The organism is Psychroflexus torquis ATCC 700755, from assembly GCF_000153485.2.
GTDB classification, from domain to species: domain Bacteria; phylum Bacteroidota; class Bacteroidia; order Flavobacteriales; family Flavobacteriaceae; genus Psychroflexus; species Psychroflexus torquis.
The window spans coordinates 3,200,666-3,219,295 of sequence record NC_018721.1; the positions used below are offsets into that span (position 1 = coordinate 3,200,666).

An 18,630-nucleotide genomic window follows, 5' to 3' on the forward strand; every position below is an offset into this window, starting at 1 on the left:
GTTATATGAAACAGACAGCCCCCCATAAAGCTCGTGTTGGATTATTTATTGTTCTAGGTACCATTATTTTAGTGGCTGCTCTTTATTTTATAGGGAATAGGCAACATCTCTTCAGTAAAAATATGGAGGTATATGCTGTTTTTCAAAATGTGAATGGCTTGCAATTGGGCAATAATGTTCGCTATTCTGGAATTAATGTGGGGACTGTAGCTACTATTGAAATGATGGACGAGGCTACTATTGTTGTACAAATGATGGTGGAAGAAAAAACAGGAGCATTTATTAAAAAAGATGCTACTGCTACCATTGGCTCCGATGGTCTTGTGGGAAGTATGGTGGTGAATATTCTTCCAGGTAAAAAGAATTTATCAACGATAAAGTCTGGAGATACCATAGATACCTATAGCAAGATAGGTGCAGACGATATGCTCTCAACCCTTAATGTGACCAACAAAAATGCAGCCTTACTCACCGCAGATCTATTGAAAATTACCAATAAGATTCTGGAAGGAGACGGAGCCTTAGGGGCGCTGATTACAGATTCCTTACTTACTCAAGACCTCCGCGCAACTTTCCGGAATTTAAAACAAACCACAGACGATGCTGGTGGACTTATAAGTTTCCTTCATTATAAATTTTCGAAAGTCGATATGGAAAAAAGTGCTGTAGGGATTCTTTTGAGCGATACTTTGGTAGGTCGCCAAGTCGGCGGTTTAATCACAAATTTACAGCAGTCCAGCGTAGATATTTCAGAAACAACTCAGCAACTGAATCTTATGATCTCCGAACTACAAGATAAAGAAAGTACCTTCAATTATCTCACGAAAGATGAGACTTTGCCAAAAACCATAGATTCTACTATGGTTGAAATAAAAGAAGCTTCTCGAAAGCTTAATGAAAATATGGAAGCCTTAAAGCATAATTTTTTATTTCGGGGCTACTTCAGAAAACAGGAGCGCGCAGCGAGGAAGGAATCTAAATCACGTAAAGAATAGAACGTATAAAAATCGAACATCTAGAAGAGGACATTATAGATGACAAGCTTTCTATAAAAACTGTTGTTGACAAAAAAACAAAGTGGAAGGAACATACAAAGCCGTTTCTGCTCAACACCCTAAAGACTATTGTTGAATGAGTATGGAGTTATCTCATAGAAACAGTGGGAGCAGGTCGTAAACAAAATTTATATTGAGGATGATTTGCCAGGCCCTTTTCTATCGATCTTTCTTACCGATAATTGGGTGAAATTCAATTTGCAATATATCGTCGATCATAAAAACGTAGAGTAATTAAGCATTTGCTAAACGAGGTAATTTATAAAAAAATAGAAGAGACAAAAGGTCAAGTAGAAACGGCCTCTATCCCCTTAGAAGTGATTAAGATTCCTGATACAAAGAGTAGATCATAAGCTTCACTTTAGTTGAGATATGTCATAGGATCCTACAGAATTAATGATTAAATTTAAATTGAAATAAAAACAAAAGCTATGAATATCAATATCCAGTTTGTCAAAATGGAGACTAGTGAAAGTTTGAGTGAGTTTATCACCGAGAAACTTGAAAGGATTTTTAATAAATACGAATGGATAATTCGAATTGACGTCTTTATTAAAGTCGAAAATGATCCTACCGAAATGGGGAATATCTGCGACATGGAGGTAAGTCTTCCTGGTCCAAAACTATTTGCCACTTCCAATGAAAAGAATTACGAAATGGCTGTAAAAGAAACTATTAGTGATATTGAGAGACAACTCAAAAAACGAAAAGCAAAATTTACAAATCAAAATATATCCTCTTAATTAAAACCAATAGTTAAGTTTTAATTATAAATACCTAAAGGAGCTACTGAATACTAAGTTTTAGAGTATTCAGTAGCTCCTTTTTAGTAAAACCTAGTTTTTGATGCTTCTGGTTGGTTTTAGCTATTCTATTTAGGTAATGATACCAAATTAGACCTATAATGACGCAATAAATCGTTTCTTTTTCGCCTGCTTTTCATCAAAAATAATTACCGTAGCTAAGGCTATGCAAGTTATTTTTGATTTCAATCAATCAAAAAACCTGTACTGAGCTACGTCGTAGTATAATTCAATTTATTCATACGGCATTATAAATATAATTTGGTATGACTTATTTTTTAAGTGAATCTTTAAGACTTGTTTTTTGAAAACTCAATTAGTAGGATGTCTAAGCATCCTCGACTCCCTAGTCCTATAAAATCAACTCTTTTCAAAAAGCAGCCTTAATTTTGTAATCATGATAAGTTCGCTCTTATTTCTCCCCCACACGGCATTGGTTAAGGTTTGAGCTATTTTTAAAATGAGATTTTTCTCTCTATATAAACAGAGTTTTATGCTTCAAATAAAAATTTTCAAAGTTTTTATAATACTCTTAAGCATCTATGCGCTCATAATCAAACTACCTAAACACAATAAAGCATCGGTATTGAATTCATTATCGCAGTGCTCTCGTTTTCCTATTCTTTTTCAACGATTTAGCTAAGGGTTTATACTCTTCTTCTTTTAAAAGCTGGTCTGATGTAAAATCGAATAAAAAAATTCACTGAGTTTTTGGTAAAGAAATAATTCTGTCACATTTGTATTTTCCATTAGTTCAATAAGCTTTAGGATAAACACATCTTTAAAAATTGTTAATAAATATGATATTCATCAGGTTTATATTTGCGTATCTTTAAAAAATGGATGCATTTAAAAAGGGGAGTAATATTTTTAAAATTCTATCTGAAGCAGTTTCAGAAGGTATAATTATCGTAAATACCTCTCACATTATAGTGGAGACCAACGACTCCGCCAATCAAATTTTCGGATATGAAAAAGAAGAATTGATTGGGGAGCATTTGGATATTCTCATCCCCAACCAATACCGTCACGGTCATGATAAACACGTGGCTGGGTTTATGGAAAAAGGGCAAAAGCGGCAGATGGGCCGGGGGCGAGATTTATACGGCTCTCGCAAAGATGGTAGCGAATTTCCAGTTGAAGCGGGTTTAAACCCCTTTAGTGTCTATGAGAATAATTATGTCATGGCCTTAGTCATAGATATTTCGGTAAGAAAAAAAGCTGAACAGGAGTTGCAACATTGGGCAAACATCTTTAACGAATCTCTAAATGAGATCTTTATTTTTGATTCTAAAACGCTTCAATTTTTAAATGTAAATAAAGGGGCTCTAAAAAATATAGGTTATTCACTTGAAGAGCTTAAAACCATGACTCCTCTAGATATCAAGCCGGATTTTGATAGAACTCAGTTTATTGAAAAAATAAAACCACTTCTTAATGATTCTTTGGATAAGTTGAAATTTTATACTATCCATAAACGCAAAGATGGCACTATATATCCTGTGGAAGTTCACCTTCAAAAATCATCTTTGCGAGAAAACGACATGTTGGTAGCGATTATACTCGATATTACAGAGCAGGAAAAATACACCCAGAAACTAGAGGAAACTGTAGATCAACGCACTCATCAACTCCAAAAAGCTTTAACGAAAGAAAAGGAGTTAGGAGAACTGAAAACCAAGTTTTTGTCTTTGGTTGCTCATGAGTTTAAAACCCCTCTTAGCGGTATTATGACCTCTGCGACTTTAGCTGGAAAATATACCAGGGAAGAACAGCAATCGAAACGTGAAAAACATTTAAAAACGATTCGAGGTAAAGTCAAGTATTTGAATAATATCATCAACGATTTTTTATCTATAGAGCGTTTAGAAAGTGGAAAGTTTAATTATACTTTTTCAAAATTTCCTATAAGCAAAGTGGTAAATGAAGTTATTTATGACGCAAATATGCTTTTAAAAGAAAACCAGCATATTGAATATCCAGACCATATAGATTCAATTTATTTGAACTTTGATGAAAAGATTTTAGAACTTATATTAACCAACCTCATCAATAATGCTATTAAATATTCTTCTGAAGATTCTACAGTTTATATTGTAGCCGAAGAAATTGATGATAAATTAGCTTTCTCTATTCGCGATGAAGGCATTGGAATTCCTGAAGCAGAACAAAAACATATTTTTAACAGATACTTTAGAGCAGAAAACGCTCTATTGAATCAAGGAACAGGCATTGGTCTAAATATTGTAAAAACCCACTTGGAAAATTTAGGGGGGACTATCACTTTTACAAGTACTGAAGGTGAAGGCTCAGTATTTAATGTGAAGATCCCATTGAAGACGTCTTAATAAATAACTATGAAAACAATACTTTTAATAGAAGATGATAGTGCATTGAGAGAGAATACAGCAGAACTGCTAGAACTTTCAGATTATATGGTACACTCAGCACCTAACGGAAAAATAGGCATTGAAGTTGCCAAAAAACAACTACCAGATCTCATTGTTTGTGATATCATGATGCCACAAGTCGATGGTTATGGGGTTTTAGAAGCTATTTCCTTGGAGCCTACCACCACTCACATTCCCTTTATTTTTCTCTCAGCCAAAACTGAACATAAAGAAATAAGAAAAGGAATGGATCTTGGGGCCGACGATTATCTTACCAAGCCCTTCGAAGAAGAGGATTTACTAAGTGCTATTGAGAGTCGTCTCGCTAAAGTTAAAATTCTTTCAACGATGAAAGAAACTCCATCTCATACTAATGAAGCTGAAGGAGATGTTCGAAATCTAAATGAGTTAAAAAATCTTTTTGATGATACAGGAGAGATTTTGAAATTTAAAAAGGGAGAAGTTATTTTTAAAGAAAGTGCGCCGTCTCATAGAATTTTTCTTATTCTTAATGGGGTTGTTAAAAGTCATAAAATGGAGGAAAATGGTAAAGAGCTCATTACAGCCTTGTACAAACCTGATGACTTTTTAGGGTTCACCTCTTTTACAGACAATATTCCATACCAAGAAACGGCAACTGCTGTGGAAGAAGTCGAATTGGCGGGTATCTCAAAAAATGAGTTAAACACTATTTTAGTTCAAAATCAAAATGTCTCATTGGAATTAATGAATGTCCTTACAGAGTCTGTTTCTGAAATAAAGAAGCAGTTATTGCAGATGGCTTACAGTTCAGTAAGGAAAAAAACAGCACAAACCCTACTTCAGTTTGCCCTTCTTTTGAATAAAAAACCAGAGGACGCTATAAATATTTCTAGAAGTGATTTGGCAAGTGTAGCTGGCATAGCTCCAGAAAGTTTGATTCGAACTCTATCTGAATTCAAGAAAAAAGGGTTGATTGAAATAGCAGGCCGGAACATAAAAATCCTTCAATTAGAAAGTTTGGCAGAAGTACAATAATCCCTTAGTTGATTTTTATCATATTTAAACCTAGCTGACATCGATACTTTTGTTCACACAAAAAGGATGATGCAGCATATTTTAATACCTACAGATTTTTCTCAGCATGCGTGGAACGCTACGAGCTATGCTTTACAGTTTTTTAAGAGTGTAAATACCACCTTTCATTTTTTTCACATCGAAAAGCCAAACGACTTAAGTGAAAACCCCCTACACTTGGATAGTCTTGTCACCTCAAAGACAGCGTCAGAAGGGAGTTTAAAAATGAAAGAATGGAGGCAAAAGGTGACTGCTTATGATACGTCTACCAATCATTATTTTAAAGAGGAAAGTGTGGAGTCCTCTTTTGTAGAGGCTATAAAAACCTATATCATCAAGCATTCTATAGATTTACTGGTTATGGGTTCTAAAGGAAGTTCTTGCTTTACAGGAAGGGCCATTGGCAGTAAAACAGCTAGGGTTATTACACGAGTAAAGTGTCCTGTACTTATAATTCCGGAAAAGGCTGTTTTTAAGAAACCAACCCGTATAGGTCTTTTAACTGACTTCAATTTGGTTTATAAAAATAAGGTTATTAAGACTTTACTGGCTGTGGCAGATATTTATAAATCGTCAATTAGTGTCTTACGCGTAGCACAAGCCGAAAATGCATTAGAGGATTCTCAAAATAGCAACAGGGAATTACTTAAAAACCAATTAAAAGAGGTTTCTCATAGTTTTCATGTGATAGAGAATCCAAATTTAGAAACAGCTGTGCAGTCCTTTGTAGATAGTATGCAGATAGAAATGATAGCCATGATTGCCAAAAATTTGAATCTTTTTCAGCGCTTGCTTTTTAAGCCCCAAGACCCAAATAAGAATTATCCTATGCATATTCCATTTTTGGTTTTGCACGAATAAAAAAGGCATAGAATAGTCGATTATGATATTTATCATTTTACAATCGACAGAGGTGCTTAATTTTAATGTCTTATTGAGGGTTTAAGCTGTATGCTATTAATCAGGCTTTCCAAGGCTGAGCTTGAAATTGTGAAATTATTTGACGAATTCATCCCTCATAGGGTCATCTTAAAGTTCTTGAATAATCTTAAAAAAACGACAATATGCGAAAGATATTGATTCCTACAGACTTCTCTAAAACTGCAAAAAATGCAATACAATATGGCTTGGAGCTATTCAAACATCAGGAGAGTGAATTTATAATTATGCATGCTTATGCAGATGAGGTGTATAAGAATGGGATGGAACTGGATCAAGAATCGTTCAATGTGTTTAAAGAAAACACCTGTCTGAAAGTGGAAAGTCAGCTACAAAACGAGGTGATAGAATTTTCTGAGCACTCTCCAAACCCTAAGCATACTTTTACCTACGAAGCCTGTTTTGGAAGCTTAGTGGATGAGACCAATGATCGTGTAGAAAGGGAAAATATCGATCTTGTAATTATGGGGACCAAAGGGAAAACCAACAATAAAGAGATCACTTTTGGTAGCCATACGCTCCAAGTTATAAAATATATTAAATGCCCAGTTTTAGCAATTCCAACAGGCTATAAAGAGACCACTCTCAACACTATCGGTTTTGCAACAGACTATATGCTTCCTTTTAAAAAGCGAGAGTTAAGATTACTGAGCACCTTGGCGATGCAGCTCTATGCTGTTATTTATATGGTATTTATCTCAGATTACAAAAGCTTATCTCGAAGACAACTAGACAATCGTTCCTTTTCAGAATATTGTTTAAGAGAAAACAAAACGGACTTTATCCAAGACACTGGAAAAAACATTACTGAAGGGATAAATAAAGTAGTGCAAGAACAGAATTTCGACATGTTAGTGATGGTGAATCAAAGGCATTCGTATCTAGAAAACTTGCTTTACCATTCTACTATTGAAAAAATAGGCTTACAACTTAAAATTCCCTTTTTAGTCTTACAAAACCTAAATCGCTAACCAAACACTAAATATCATGAAACGAATACTCTTGCCTACAGATTTTTCTGATAATTCCTTCAACGCCATACAGTATGCATTGCAAATATTCAAAGAGGATAGTTGTGATTTCTTTATTTTACACACCTATACTCCTGTCATGATCTCATCAGGCAGTATGTTGGATAGCGATACAGCATTATCCCTTCATACTATAGCGGAAAAAAGTGCTCAAAAAAAGATGAATGCTCTTATGGATAAAATTCAGAGTCAGTTTCCAAACCCCAAACATAGTATTAAAGGGCAGGTTTCCTTTAATTTACTGCTTACTGAAATGGAGACCTTGATTACCGAAAAGAATATAGATGTTGTGGTGATGGGTACTCAAGGAGCTACAGGGGCTAAAGAGGTCTTTATCGGAACTCAAACCATGTATGCCATCAAGAAATTGAATTGTCCTTTATTAGCAGTGCCTGCAAATTTTGACTACGAAGCTCCCAAAGATATTTTGTTTCCTACAGATTTTAATCTAAGGAAAACCAACACATATTTAACTATGCTTCGCGAACTTTGTAATAGTCACATTTCTCGTTTGCATATTTTAAATGCATATTATGGATATCCACTCAATGATGCTCAACTTGAAACCAAATCTTTTTTGGACGATTATTTCACTCATACAGCACATTTGTTTCACCTAGGTAAAGGCGGAGATGTACTTGAAGTTATAGAGCAATTTCAGATAAAGACTAAGATCAATCTATTGGTAATGATTCATAATAAACATAATTTTTTAGAAAATATGCTATTTAGACCTGTTATCAATCAAGTTGTATATCACACTCAGGTTCCCTTTTTAGTGATTCCTTCTGAAGAAAGACAATAAGCTCAGTTTTTAATCTCAGAACGCTATTTTTAAATACCTCAGTATTCCTAGAAATCAATTGATATCACTAATGGAGACTGATAAATATCATAGTTCGCAAGACGTATCTATTATATTTTAACAAATGATATACATAAAAATGAACAGTTGATTAAGGATTATAAGGTTCAATACGTTTCCAAAGAGGTCATTGCTGAAAGCGCAGATATCATTTTTATATGTTTCCCTCACAATAGTAGTACTCGCTATCTTATTGATAAAGATTATTTATTTCAGTTAAAAAAGAAACCAGTTCTTATAAATATTGCGAGGGGAGGCATCGTGCATACAGAGGAACTTTTAAAAGCTTTGGACGCCAATGTGATAAGCGGTTATGCCACGGATGTATATGAATTTGAACACGGGGTGTTTTTTTATGACCGTTCCAAGGAGATACCCAAAGACCCAATATTACATCAACTGCTTTGTCATCCTAAAACACTAGTCACCCCACACCAAGGCTTTGCGACTAATGAAGCTTTACAAGCTATTATTTCAACAACTTTTGAAAATTTGGAAGCTTGGAAAGCTGATAAAGATTCTGCTCATGAATTGTCCTAATTATCCTTGTGAAGAAATAGTAATGGGATATGAGTTCCGTAAGCTAGTTGCGATGTGTCTGAGCCAAAGAGTAAGCGCTTAAGGAAAGTTTCCTTTTCAATACTTACAGCATGAAGGTCTATTTTTAGTAATTGTGTAGTCGTATTCAAGGCGATCAATCCAGGGATGGTGTTGAGGTGAAAGTAGGTGTAGGGATAATCTAGAAAAAGCTTGTGGATACTTTGGTTATCTACTTTTTCACTTGCTTGTGTTTGTCTGGTATCATCTAATTCGAGAACATTTAGTCGACACTTATGCATAGTTAAGATGTCCTTGAAAATATCCATCCCCTTAAAGGATAATTCCTCCTCATTTTGCATAGAGAACAAGATTTCTTTGATACGGGAGTATGAATAATGTTCTGGGACCGTAAGTGCTGGGCAATCAACGTGTCTTATCACTTGTAATGTATTACTCCCGAAAATCACCTCTGAAGTATCTGAGGCGCCGTTGTTACCCATTATGATGAGATCTATGGCATTAATCTTTACGGCTTGCTTGATGGCAGATACAAAATCGTCATAATCAAACAATTCATGAAAGGTATAGGCTTGAGATTTATTTTCTTTGCTCAAAGCTTTGACCAAATTGTGAATTAGTGTTTTACTATCTTTTGCAATGCTGTCGTAAACGCTATCACTTTGAGAACCTGCAACGAGATCGGCAGTTATATACTCAGATGACTTTTGAATATTGAGGATGTAGAAATGGCACTCTTCATTTTCGAAAAATTTCATCGCATATTCTATTGCGTTCTTAGAGTTTTTTGAAAAGTCTGAAGGTAAAAGGATATTTTTCATTTGTTGAAACATTTATACCTTATAAAAATAATATTTAAAATTTAGCTACATATGATAATAGTCAGTGAAGAATAGAATCTTAAATCGAAATTTACCTTCAGTATATAATACAAATTTGAACTTATAATGTCGTAATAAATTGTTTTACCGAAATGAATTCGGCACAGGTTTTTTTCGCTTGCTTTTTATCAAAAATAATTACCGTAACCAAGGCTATGCTAATTATTTTCAACTTCAATCAATCAAAAAACTTGTGCTGAGCTACGTCGAAGTTTAATTCAATTTATTTATACGACATTATAAATTTAATTTGGTATAATGTAAAACCCAGATAGATTACGTTCTATCTGGGTTTTTGTTTGATCCTGTGGAGAGTTTGGCTAATTCCAACATGAATCATAATTAACAATAAATAACTCTGGATAAAGGATATTCATAATAGAGAGTATTTTGCTAATTGAGGATTGCTTCTTGAGTCGATGCGACCCAATTCATACCTTTTTGGTAACGAACAATACCATTTTTATCGGTTGGGTCCATCACCAAAAGGTATATCCATTCATTATCTAACAGGGATTTTAAATTTTTATTTTTGTTTAAAATTTCTTGTATTCTTTGCTTCGGAGCTTGAATTAAGACCGAAAGTCTTAGAGGTTGATGGTAGGCTTTTTCATCGGTTTCATTTACTGACTGTAGAGGAAGACCAATCTTCAGATCTCCTCCGTTTCCTTGAACCACACCAAACGTACCTGTTATATTATGAGTAATTTTAGAGCCTCCTCCGTAGGTTTCATTATCAACAGATGAGAAATAATAGTGATTATTGATCCATTGTGTAACAACCATAGGCCCTTGCATAATCTGTTCTAAGGCATCACCTGTTGTATCCAGTTTCCAGTTATAAGAATGGAGAAAGCAATTGCCGTGTAAGTTCATTGTTTTAGTAAGTGAACGAGGACCTACAATAAATCCTGCGTTTTTCGCTAAACCCCATTCTGGGCGTGTTTCAGACCAATCGTTTGTTTTTTTATGTGCTGCTTTTATACTTTTCATTCCTGAGCCTAGGCGCTCCTGAGTGGCGGTTTGCTGAGCAAAATGCAAATCGATTTTTAATCGATCTAACTTTTCTTTATGAGAGTTTGGAACTTCAGAATCGAACATTACGATTTCGTCTGTGGTTGTGTTGTGTTCTGCTCCGATGAAGACGGTATCTTTTGGGATAGTTATCCCTTCTTTATCTTTTAATAGAGTTCTAACTTCAGGAAGATTAGCTAATTTAGCCAGCATCCTTGCATTATGTCTGCCTGGACTAGCTGCACAGGCGCCGCAATCCAGACTTGACCCAAATGGATTATTAGCTGAATGGCTGCCGTGTCCCACAAAAAGAATTAGTGGTGAAAACTGTTCCCATCCCATTAGAGCGAAGGCGGATTTTACAATAGCAGCTTTTTCTTTTATGGGAATCCCATCGTCTGAATTATTTTTATTTTCAATAGGCTCAATCTTAGGCTCACAGCTTCCCTCGTGGGATAGTTTGTTATTCTTATTAGGACGGTATAATTGTCCTGGAATTAGAGTGCGAGCTAGAAGAGACATTCCATAGAAAACGCCTGAACCGTCTACATATCCGAAAGCTGAGGGAAGCATGTTTTTCATGCGCTTCAAAAAGTGATTTGTGAATTTTTGGATTTCCTGTTGTTTTTTATAGGCCGTCAGTTTATGCTCTTTATCGACTTGAGCAAATTCTGATACCGAATATGCAGAATCCAAAATAGGGGGGCATGATTTTCTAATGATCTCATTATTCAAAGGCTTATAGTTCATGGGGATTCCAAAAAAACCAGCGTAACCAAAGGTTTCATAATGGCCTTTAGATTCTACGTTTCTCCGTATTAGCTCCGACCGTGTATCGATACAAAAGACCAGTTGAGCCTCTGGAAGGTCATCCACTTTTTTGTTTTTGGGTTTATTTTTCAGGCTATTTTCTAGTTTATTTTGCCAGCTTTTTTCCCAAGCTTTTAGCCATAAATAGGAGAGGTCTATCGACGAATTTTCAGTCTCTTGAGTGGGTTTAATTGGAAGTATTTCTGCATCTATGTGGTTGGCTAGCCATAAACGAACTGCTAAGTAATCTTCGAGTGTGATTTTACAATTTTGATGCCAGATCGAATTTTCTTCTGCTCTATATTTTATATATCCAGTCCACCCAGGTAACGCGGCTAAGTGACTTTGAACAATTGTAAGACACTCTTCTTCAGAATACTTTTCTAAAATTTGAAACAGAACCTCTTCACCAGACTTAGGAATTTCAGATATAGATCGTAAATGAACTTGGTTATCGTATGGAATCAAATGTCTCCAAGCATCAAAAAAGCCTTCGCTTTTATTAGGGAGTTCCCATTCTGCTAAGCCTTCATCGAGGAAAGGTATGAGCCATTTTAAAACCATCCGGTCCAAGTCGCCATTGTTATTTCTAATTGGCTCGGACTTATAAGAAGACATTTCAGTAAGGCACTCTTCAGGAGATTGTGTTATATGATGCTCAGTTAGAAGTGCGATTAATTCTTCGTTGTCTATTTCTCCTTGTTCCCAAGCTTCTCGAAATACTGATGCCCTCGGAAAGGATTTCCCACCGAGTAAGTGTTCAGCATCTGCTGCAGCTTTTTTGAAGTGAGCCTTCTCATAACCGGATAATGGATTTGAAGTCACAAAAGAATATAGTGGCCAGGTTTTACCCACTACTCTTGAAGCTGTCTCAATGATGTCTTGAAGCTGTTCTTTTGTCATTTGATTACTTTTTTATAAGTAAGGACTGTTTTATGATGAGGCTGAGATAAGTTGAGAAGCTTAACGTAGAGCCATGGTATTTTTCTGTATACTCCCAATTTCATAATAAAAAAGCCCAGCAGGAAGATGATACCAAAAGTGATTTGTAACACGGTTAGAGAATGTGGGACTTGAATCATTGGCATTTCTTTCATAATTGAGGTGACTGCATTAAGTAACAGCGCATAAAGCCCTATTCCAGCTATAAATACTGCGCTTGGTACAATTACTTTTTGTACAAGTGTGAGACTCTGTTGTTTAACAATATTATAGGTGGCTTGCCCAACGGTAATGGCGACGATAAGCGTTAAAAATATACTGCTGTCGGTTAAGTTGGTTTTTCCCGTAAGTAGGGTAAATAACCCAGCACCTAAAGCTCCAAAAATCAATACCACTATAATTTGCATAGCGTTTATTTTAAGGTCTAACTGCTTTCGAGGGGCGTTATTCGCAATTTCTTCTCCAGAAGATAAAAAAAGATAAGCTTTATAGAAGCCGTGTAAGATCAAGTGGACCACTGCAGCATTAAAAAAACCGAGTCCGCACTGCATAATCATAAATCCCATTTGGGCGATGGTGGAGCAAGCTAATTTCTGCTTAACATTTGCCTGAAGTAATTTTGCGAACTGCGCTATGATGGCAGTCAATCCTCCTATAATAAAAATAAGAGTTAAGGTGTTGGAGGTAATAACCACTGTAGAAAACAGGGCCAATAAAATCCCAGAACCATTCACAAAACCTGCATGCATCAATGCAGAGGCTGGCGTTGGAGCAGTCATAGAAGAAAGTAGCCACCGGTGAAAGGGATAAATGGCGGACTGTATAATGGCAGCTGTGATAATAAGTAGTGCGGCAATAAGAAGAAAATAAAAGGGAACCGACTCTAGATTGTCGACAATGCCTGATAACGTAAAGTGATTGGTTAAGAATGCAAGTATAATAACCCCTATACTCAAAAGTAATGTTCCTGCTAGAAAAAATTTTTGAGAAAATTTTTGGGCCTCTCTTGCTTCTCCCCAATCTGAATTGACACCTATCAATCTTGCCATAAAAACACCCATAGCAAACCAGGATAGCAATAAAGCTAAAATATGATCCGACATGACGAAGACCATAACAGATCCTGTAAATCCTAAGCTCAACAAGGTGAAGCGTTTGTGAAACTTAAAGCCTTTGAGGTAATTTTTGGAATAAGTGCTTACAATAGCACTGAAAAAAGTGACAGTCATCCAGATAAGAAGTGTAAATCCGTTGATTCTGAAGGAATCAGTCAAATTCCATTGAGGTGTTTTGATCTGGTAATAGATAAGCGCACCCATACTGGTTAAAAATGAGAGCCAAAGTAGGGGAGTAGCAATTTTTGAAATAACAGGATTTGAAAAGGCTTTAACAGGAGGGGTTAAAACTGATGGTGATAACGTGTTGGTGGTGTTATTCAAAGCCATTTATATAAAATATCAAATTAAAGATGAGTATGAAAGTGGGGCAAAGGTTTTGCCCTTTTCTTATTTAAGCTAATCAGCTATACTCAAATTCAAAATACCGTTAATTTTTAAATTCTTTCCTTTAGCTTTTAATTCAGCAATAAATTCTTCAGCATGTCTTTTTTCTTCTTCCAATTCGTTTATGCGATTGCTTAGCGGCTTTGGGTCATTGTTATGATCTCTTTCCCAAAGTTGCAGACCTTCTATCTTGTGGTAGTTGATCTTTTGGTTAATCAAAGCAGATATAATGTCAGACGCTTGAGAGGGTGTAAATTCGCCATCAACCAACTGGATGTTTTGTACTTTGATTTCCTTTGAAGTTATGCTTTTTGTTTCCATAGGTTTTGAGATTAAATGATTACTACAAATATTATATTTTTTAAACATTTATTTTTATTTACATTTGCAATAGTTTATATAAAAATTATTTATGAAATATACTTTACATCAACTCCAGTTATTTTTGGAAATATCACAGTGTAAGAGCATAACGAAGACAGCAGAGACTCTTCATTTATCTCAACCCGCAGTATCCATACAGTTGAAGAATCTACAGGATCAATTTTCTATTCCTTTAACTGAAGTTGTTGGCAGGAAGCTTTATGTCACTGAATTTGGAATGGAAATCGCTGAAGCCGCTAAGAAAATTATCGAGGAAGTGGATGCCATAAATTATAAGTCTTTATCCTATGCAGGCAAACTTTCAGGTAAGATTAAAATTTCTGTGGCCTCTACGGGTAAATATGTGATGCCCTATTTTTTATCGGATTTTATGAACAAACATAAGGGCGTAGATCTGATTATGGACGTGACCAATAAAACTAAAGTACTAAGGAGTATGGAGCGCAATGAAGTGGATTTTGCCCTTGTGTCTGTACTTCCTAAAAAACTAAAAGTAAACTCTGTAGAGCTTATGAAGAACCAATTGTACTTTGTAGGAGGGAGTCAACTCGAACTAAAACAAGTTCCTACCCAAAAAGAATTGTTTACTAAGTTGCCACTCATCTTTCGAGAAGAAGGATCTGCTACACGAAATGCTATGGAGCAATTTACTTCTAAACATAGTTACCAAATAAGGAAAAAAATAGAACTTACTTCCAACGAGGCCGTTAAACAAGCTGTTCAGGCAGGCTTGGGATTTTCAATTATGCCTTTGATTGGGATTAAAAATGAACTTAAGGAAAAAGAGTTGCAAATTATTCCTGTGAAAGGTTTACCAATTTCTACCACATGGCAAGTCATTTGGTTAAGCTCTAAGAATCTTTCTCCTGCCGCTACCGCTTATCTAGAATATCTAAAAATAAATAAAGAGCGCATTATTGATTCTCATTTTTCTTGGATTAAAAAATACGAATCATAAGAAGGTGGTGTAAGGGTCTTGGTTTTTTTTTGATTATTAAAATAAAACCTAAACAATTATGGATCATAACTTTAAGGGTTAAAAGGTCATTTTTCTAAATTGTACACTTAAAACATCACCTCAAAAAAGCCATACTCGTTTACTGATGGATGTCTCTTTGAATAGTATGAAAAGGGAAGGAGTTGAGGTTTAGGTATTGAGGCCTGTAGATTTTGACTTGCTTGTTGGTGTGCTGCCTAATATCGAAGAGTACGATGCAGATAAGGACGATTGGCTTCAGCTTTATAAAAAAATTATAGATGCCGATATTCTAATTCTAGGAACCCCGATTTGGCTTGTAGAACGATCTTCAATTGCCTCCAAAGTTATAGAGCGCCTTTATGCTATTAACCTCGCACTTAAAGATCTTTAATTTTATGCAGCATATTTGATGCTCTCATGTTTAAAATATTTTGCTACCCTTTCGCTATCATTTTGAAGCATTTTCATATGATTCTCTAAATTTTCTTTCATTTTTTCTTGTGTTTTTGGTGCCGGTTTATCCGAGAGTCCATACTTTAAATCGCAATTCAGATATTCATCTGGGTTTCGCTCAGGTGAGTATGATGGCAGGTAAAATAGTTCTATGGTTTCGCCATTTTCTTCCGCCCATTTCTTTACAACTTTACTATGATGGACTCGTAAATTATCAAGGATTAAGAATACTTTGGTTTCTTGCGATTTGATGAGCTGTTCTAAAAATTGAATAAATACATCTGAGTTCATATTTTCTTTATATATCATAAACTGAATTAAACCCTGATTTGTAACTGTAGAAATCATGTTGATTGAAAACCGCTTCGACATATGTTTTTTAACAGGAGTTTTTCCTTTTGGAGCATAGGAACGTCCATGATGATTATTGTTTTTTACACCCGTTTCATCCCCCCAATGGATAGTTGCCTTCTCTTGTTTTGCCTTCCCTTTTATTGCTGGGTATTCTTCGTCTAACCATTTTTGAACTTTTTTGGAACATTGTTCATAAGCTCTCTTTTTTGGCTTTTGAGGCGTGAATCCCCAAGCGTTGAGATAATTACCGACAGCTCTTCTTCCGATTGTAATACTAAACTCTCTTGCTATCAAATCCCTTACTGCCCTTGTAGTCCACAAAGCATAATCTAACTTTAGTTGATCGGGCATTACATCAATAATCATTTTTTGGATTGCAGCTTCTTGATCTTTATTGAGTAGTTTTCGATCTTCTGATTTGACTCCTCGTTTTTGATATGACAAAGATTTATGACCTTCTTTATTGTAAAGCTTCCACCAATCTCTAACAGTATTTACATGAACACCGTAAAACAGAGCTATGTCTTTTTTTTTATCTCCACGTTTTATCATTTTTACAGCATCCCTTCGAATTATACCTCTTTCCTGATCAGAAACACTCCTTAAGTCTATTTTTTCCATCTATAAATATACGAAATATTTAACTATAAATAAAGAACTATTGATTCGAAGTTAATATGAGTCGTTATCACAACGATAAAGGTCAATATATTTATCATGGTAAAGCAGGGGGTTATGTGATTACGGGGAATGAATATGGAGTAAAACATTGTGCAATGGGCATGCTTTTCGCTTTGCAGCATCTTGGATATAGCATCCCACCACAAGCAGATGCGAGATGGATAGGTGAAGTGGGATTAGGCCCAAGTTATGGAGATACAGAATGGGATGGAAAAACATTGGACGAACCACAAAAGGTAAATTCCAATTTCACCAATTGGAATATCACCTTTATGACTTATACCAATTTAAACCTATAATGTCGCAATAAATCGTTTTACCGAAACGAATTCGGCACAGGCTTTTTTCGCCTGCTTTTCATCAAAAATAATTACCGTAGCAAAGGCTATGCTAATTATTTTTGATTTTAATCAATCAATTAAAAAATAATTCAATTTATTCATACGGCATTATAAATATAATTTGGTATTACAACTTATTGCACCTAGCCAAAATGCTTAAAGATCAAGGCGGGTACCCTTCTTATGGGAATTCACGTAAAGACTGGGATGCTGGAACCCGTTGGAATTTTGAAAACCCTAAATGAAGAAGGTATTAATTCTGTTTTTAGGTAAGAAAAACGTATGATTTATAGAAATTTAAATTTAGGTGTTAAAAATTAATTAGTTAAGCTTCTTAAGCCTAGATATGAAACCGAATCGGAAAACTTTGTTAAAGATATTCATAAGCAGTAAACCTAATAATGCTTATCAATTAAAAAATATCGATATTAGTTTTTATTCATAATTCAATTGTCTAACTCTTTTAGAGTGAGACAGCAATACAATAACAAAATGAAAATAGCGATATTTAGCTCAAAAACGTATGATCAAGATTATTTTGAAAAATATGAAGAAGACTACAACTATAAGATTTCATTTTTCGAAGCGGCTTTAAATAAGGACACTGCTAACCTAAGCATTGGGTTTGAAGCAGTTTGTATTTTCGTTAACGATAACATTGACAAGGAAACAATAAAACGGCTATCTAAAAACGGCGTAAAACTTATTGCTTTGCGCTGCGCAGGTTTTAATAATGTAGATGTGGAAGCTGCAAAAGAGCATGATATCAAGGTAGTTCGGGTGCCTGTCTACTCACCACCAGCCGTGGCTGAACACTCTATGGCACTTATTTTAACTCTTAACCGTAAAACACACAAAGCTTACAACAGAGTGCGGGAAGGTAACTTTTCTTTAAAAAATCTTATTGGCTTTAACCTGTCTGGTAAAACGGTTGGCGTTATAGGAACTGGACAAATTGGGGCGGCCTTTTGTAAAGTTATTAAAGGCTTTGGATGTAAGGTTATCGCTTTTGACATTTCAAAATCTGACGAATTGATGAATTTAGGAGTAGAGTATTTGCCGTTGGACGACGTATTTAGACAGTCTGATGTTTTGTCTTTGCATTGCCCTCTTAATACTCATACACATCATATGATCAATAAAAAGTCGATAGCCTTGATGAAAAATGGGGTGATGATCATCAACACAAGTCGAGGAGCCCTCATCAATACTGTGGATGTTATTGAGGGGCTTTCCGATAGGAAAATCGGGTATTTAGGTATTGATGTTTACGAACAAGAAGAAAACTTATTTTTTGAAGACTTGTCTGAAAGCATTATTCAAGATGATCTCATCTTACGATTGAATGGCTTCCCAAATGTTTTGATTACGTCGCACCAAGCGTATTTTACAAAAGAAGCTATGGACCAAATCACGATAACAACTCTTGAAAATATAAAAGCTTTTGAAAACCATCTGGAATTAACCAATGAAATCAAATAGGGCTATGCATAAAGGAACAGAGTCTACACATAAAGTTTTTACTCGATCTGATATAGCTTTTGTAGCACGACCCTTTTCAATCTAAGTTAATGCTTTTCTAAATTGGCTCT

The 18,630-nt window shown here is 35.2% G+C and carries 16 protein-coding genes and 1 pseudogene; 12 read left to right on the forward strand and 5 right to left on the reverse strand.

The genetic code is table 11. The annotated features are described in order from the left end of the window. Positions 1-5 precede the first annotated feature (5 nt). The 8 genes from P700755_RS13760 (at position 6) to P700755_RS13795 (ending at position 8,679) form a co-directional block, all read left to right on the forward strand. A complete protein-coding gene (locus P700755_RS13760; protein WP_015025252.1) occupies positions 6-995 on the forward strand; it encodes an MlaD family protein in 990 nt (329 codons plus the stop codon). 491 nt (positions 996-1,486) lie between these two features. Next, positions 1,487-1,798, forward strand: a complete 312-nt coding sequence (gene hpf / locus P700755_RS13765) for a ribosome hibernation-promoting factor, HPF/YfiA family (RefSeq protein ID WP_015025253.1) — start codon at positions 1,487-1,489, stop codon at positions 1,796-1,798. A gap of 899 nt (positions 1,799-2,697) precedes the next feature. Then, a complete protein-coding gene (locus P700755_RS13770) occupies positions 2,698-4,206 on the forward strand; it encodes a sensor histidine kinase (RefSeq protein ID WP_015025254.1) in 1,509 nt (502 codons plus the stop codon). Positions 4,207-4,215: 9 nt separating this feature from the next. Beyond that, on the forward strand, positions 4,216-5,265 hold the full coding sequence (locus P700755_RS13775) for a response regulator (protein ID WP_015025255.1): 1,050 nt from the start codon (positions 4,216-4,218) through the stop codon (positions 5,263-5,265). A 66-nt stretch (positions 5,266-5,331) separates the two neighbouring features. Further along, complete coding sequence (locus tag P700755_RS13780; protein ID WP_015025256.1) at positions 5,332-6,165, forward strand: universal stress protein; 834 nt, start codon at positions 5,332-5,334, stop codon at positions 6,163-6,165. A gap of 203 nt (positions 6,166-6,368) precedes the next feature. Next, the gene (locus P700755_RS13785; RefSeq protein ID WP_015025257.1) at positions 6,369-7,214 is read left to right on the forward strand and encodes a universal stress protein; all 846 of its coding nucleotides are present in this window, start codon (positions 6,369-6,371) and stop codon (positions 7,212-7,214) included. A 16-nt stretch (positions 7,215-7,230) separates the two neighbouring features. Then, positions 7,231-8,079, forward strand: a complete 849-nt coding sequence (locus P700755_RS13790; protein WP_015025258.1) for a universal stress protein — start codon at positions 7,231-7,233, stop codon at positions 8,077-8,079. Between the two features lie 129 nt (positions 8,080-8,208). Next, on the forward strand, positions 8,209-8,679 hold the full coding sequence (locus tag P700755_RS13795; protein ID WP_281015281.1) for an NAD(P)-dependent oxidoreductase: 471 nt from the start codon (positions 8,209-8,211) through the stop codon (positions 8,677-8,679). Here the strand turns inward: P700755_RS13795 and P700755_RS13800 are convergent. From P700755_RS13800 to P700755_RS13815, 4 genes are all read right to left on the reverse strand, one after another. Next, the gene (locus tag P700755_RS13800) at positions 8,676-9,518 is read right to left on the reverse strand and encodes a universal stress protein (RefSeq protein WP_245535946.1); all 843 of its coding nucleotides are present in this window, start codon (positions 9,516-9,518) and stop codon (positions 8,676-8,678) included. The two genes, P700755_RS13795 and P700755_RS13800, sit on opposite strands and share 4 nt — an antisense overlap. 453 nt (positions 9,519-9,971) lie before the next feature. Continuing rightward, positions 9,972-12,305 (reverse strand): DUF2309 domain-containing protein, encoded by a 2,334-nt coding sequence (locus P700755_RS13805; RefSeq protein WP_015025260.1) that lies wholly within the window; start codon positions 12,303-12,305, stop codon positions 9,972-9,974. Beyond that, positions 12,302-13,789 (reverse strand): proton-conducting transporter transmembrane domain-containing protein, encoded by a 1,488-nt coding sequence (locus P700755_RS13810; RefSeq protein ID WP_015025261.1) that lies wholly within the window; start codon positions 13,787-13,789, stop codon positions 12,302-12,304. Before P700755_RS13810 ends, P700755_RS13805 begins: the two co-directional genes overlap by 4 nt. 69 nt (positions 13,790-13,858) lie before the next feature. Beyond that, entirely contained in the window at positions 13,859-14,167 is a 309-nt protein-coding gene (locus P700755_RS13815; protein WP_041758387.1) for a hypothetical protein, read from the reverse strand. Between the two features lie 91 nt (positions 14,168-14,258). On the opposite strand from P700755_RS13815, the gene P700755_RS13820 reads away from it, so the two are divergent. Both P700755_RS13820 and P700755_RS20455 read left to right on the forward strand, forming a co-directional pair. After that, positions 14,259-15,188: a LysR family transcriptional regulator gene (locus P700755_RS13820; protein ID WP_015025263.1), complete on the forward strand. Its 930-nt coding sequence runs from the start codon at positions 14,259-14,261 to the stop codon at positions 15,186-15,188. Positions 15,189-15,384: 196 nt separating this feature from the next. After that, positions 15,385-15,600 carry a flavodoxin family protein gene (locus P700755_RS20455; protein WP_051007976.1) on the forward strand — a complete coding sequence of 72 codons (216 nt, stop codon included), beginning with the start codon at positions 15,385-15,387 and terminating at the stop codon, positions 15,598-15,600. Between the two features lie 2 nt (positions 15,601-15,602). Here the strand turns inward: P700755_RS20455 and P700755_RS13830 are convergent, their stop codons facing one another. Beyond that, positions 15,603-16,637, reverse strand: coding sequence for an IS630 family transposase (locus P700755_RS13830; RefSeq protein WP_015022720.1), 1,035 nt, complete (start codon positions 16,635-16,637; stop codon positions 15,603-15,605). A gap of 56 nt (positions 16,638-16,693) precedes the next feature. Between P700755_RS13830 and P700755_RS13835 the strand changes: the two are divergent. Together P700755_RS13835 and P700755_RS13840 are read left to right on the forward strand one after the other, a co-directional pair. Beyond that, a pseudogene (locus P700755_RS13835) lies at positions 16,694-16,993 on the forward strand (flavodoxin family protein); the annotation flags it as partial. A gap of 537 nt (positions 16,994-17,530) precedes the next feature. Next, entirely contained in the window at positions 17,531-18,520 is a 990-nt protein-coding gene (locus tag P700755_RS13840; protein WP_015025264.1) for a 2-hydroxyacid dehydrogenase, read from the forward strand. Positions 18,521-18,630: the final 110 nt, after the last annotated feature.

Excerpts from the sequence above, each read along its gene's own strand:
- P700755_RS13760 (WP_015025252.1), top strand. The coding sequence starts at position 6 with ATGAAACAGACAGCCCCCCATAAAGCTCGTGTTGGATTATTTATTGTT.
- hpf (WP_015025253.1), top strand. The coding sequence starts at position 1,487 with ATGAATATCAATATCCAGTTTGTCAAAATGGAGACTAGTGAAAGTTTG.
- P700755_RS13770 (WP_015025254.1), top strand. The coding sequence starts at position 2,698 with ATGGATGCATTTAAAAAGGGGAGTAATATTTTTAAAATTCTATCTGAA.
- P700755_RS13775 (WP_015025255.1), top strand. The coding sequence starts at position 4,216 with ATGAAAACAATACTTTTAATAGAAGATGATAGTGCATTGAGAGAGAAT.
- P700755_RS13780 (WP_015025256.1), top strand. The coding sequence starts at position 5,332 with ATGATGCAGCATATTTTAATACCTACAGATTTTTCTCAGCATGCGTGG.
- P700755_RS13785 (WP_015025257.1), top strand. The coding sequence starts at position 6,369 with ATGCGAAAGATATTGATTCCTACAGACTTCTCTAAAACTGCAAAAAAT.
- P700755_RS13790 (WP_015025258.1), top strand. The coding sequence starts at position 7,231 with ATGAAACGAATACTCTTGCCTACAGATTTTTCTGATAATTCCTTCAAC.
- P700755_RS13800 (WP_245535946.1), bottom strand. The coding sequence starts at position 9,518 with ATGAAAAATATCCTTTTACCTTCAGACTTTTCAAAAAACTCTAAGAAC.
- P700755_RS13805 (WP_015025260.1), bottom strand. The coding sequence starts at position 12,305 with ATGACAAAAGAACAGCTTCAAGACATCATTGAGACAGCTTCAAGAGTA.
- P700755_RS13810 (WP_015025261.1), bottom strand. The coding sequence starts at position 13,789 with ATGGCTTTGAATAACACCACCAACACGTTATCACCATCAGTTTTAACC.
- P700755_RS13815 (WP_041758387.1), bottom strand. The coding sequence starts at position 14,167 with ATGGAAACAAAAAGCATAACTTCAAAGGAAATCAAAGTACAAAACATC.
- P700755_RS13820 (WP_015025263.1), top strand. The coding sequence starts at position 14,259 with ATGAAATATACTTTACATCAACTCCAGTTATTTTTGGAAATATCACAG.
- P700755_RS13830 (WP_015022720.1), bottom strand. The coding sequence starts at position 16,637 with ATGGAAAAAATAGACTTAAGGAGTGTTTCTGATCAGGAAAGAGGTATA.
- P700755_RS13840 (WP_015025264.1), top strand. The coding sequence starts at position 17,531 with ATGAAAATAGCGATATTTAGCTCAAAAACGTATGATCAAGATTATTTT.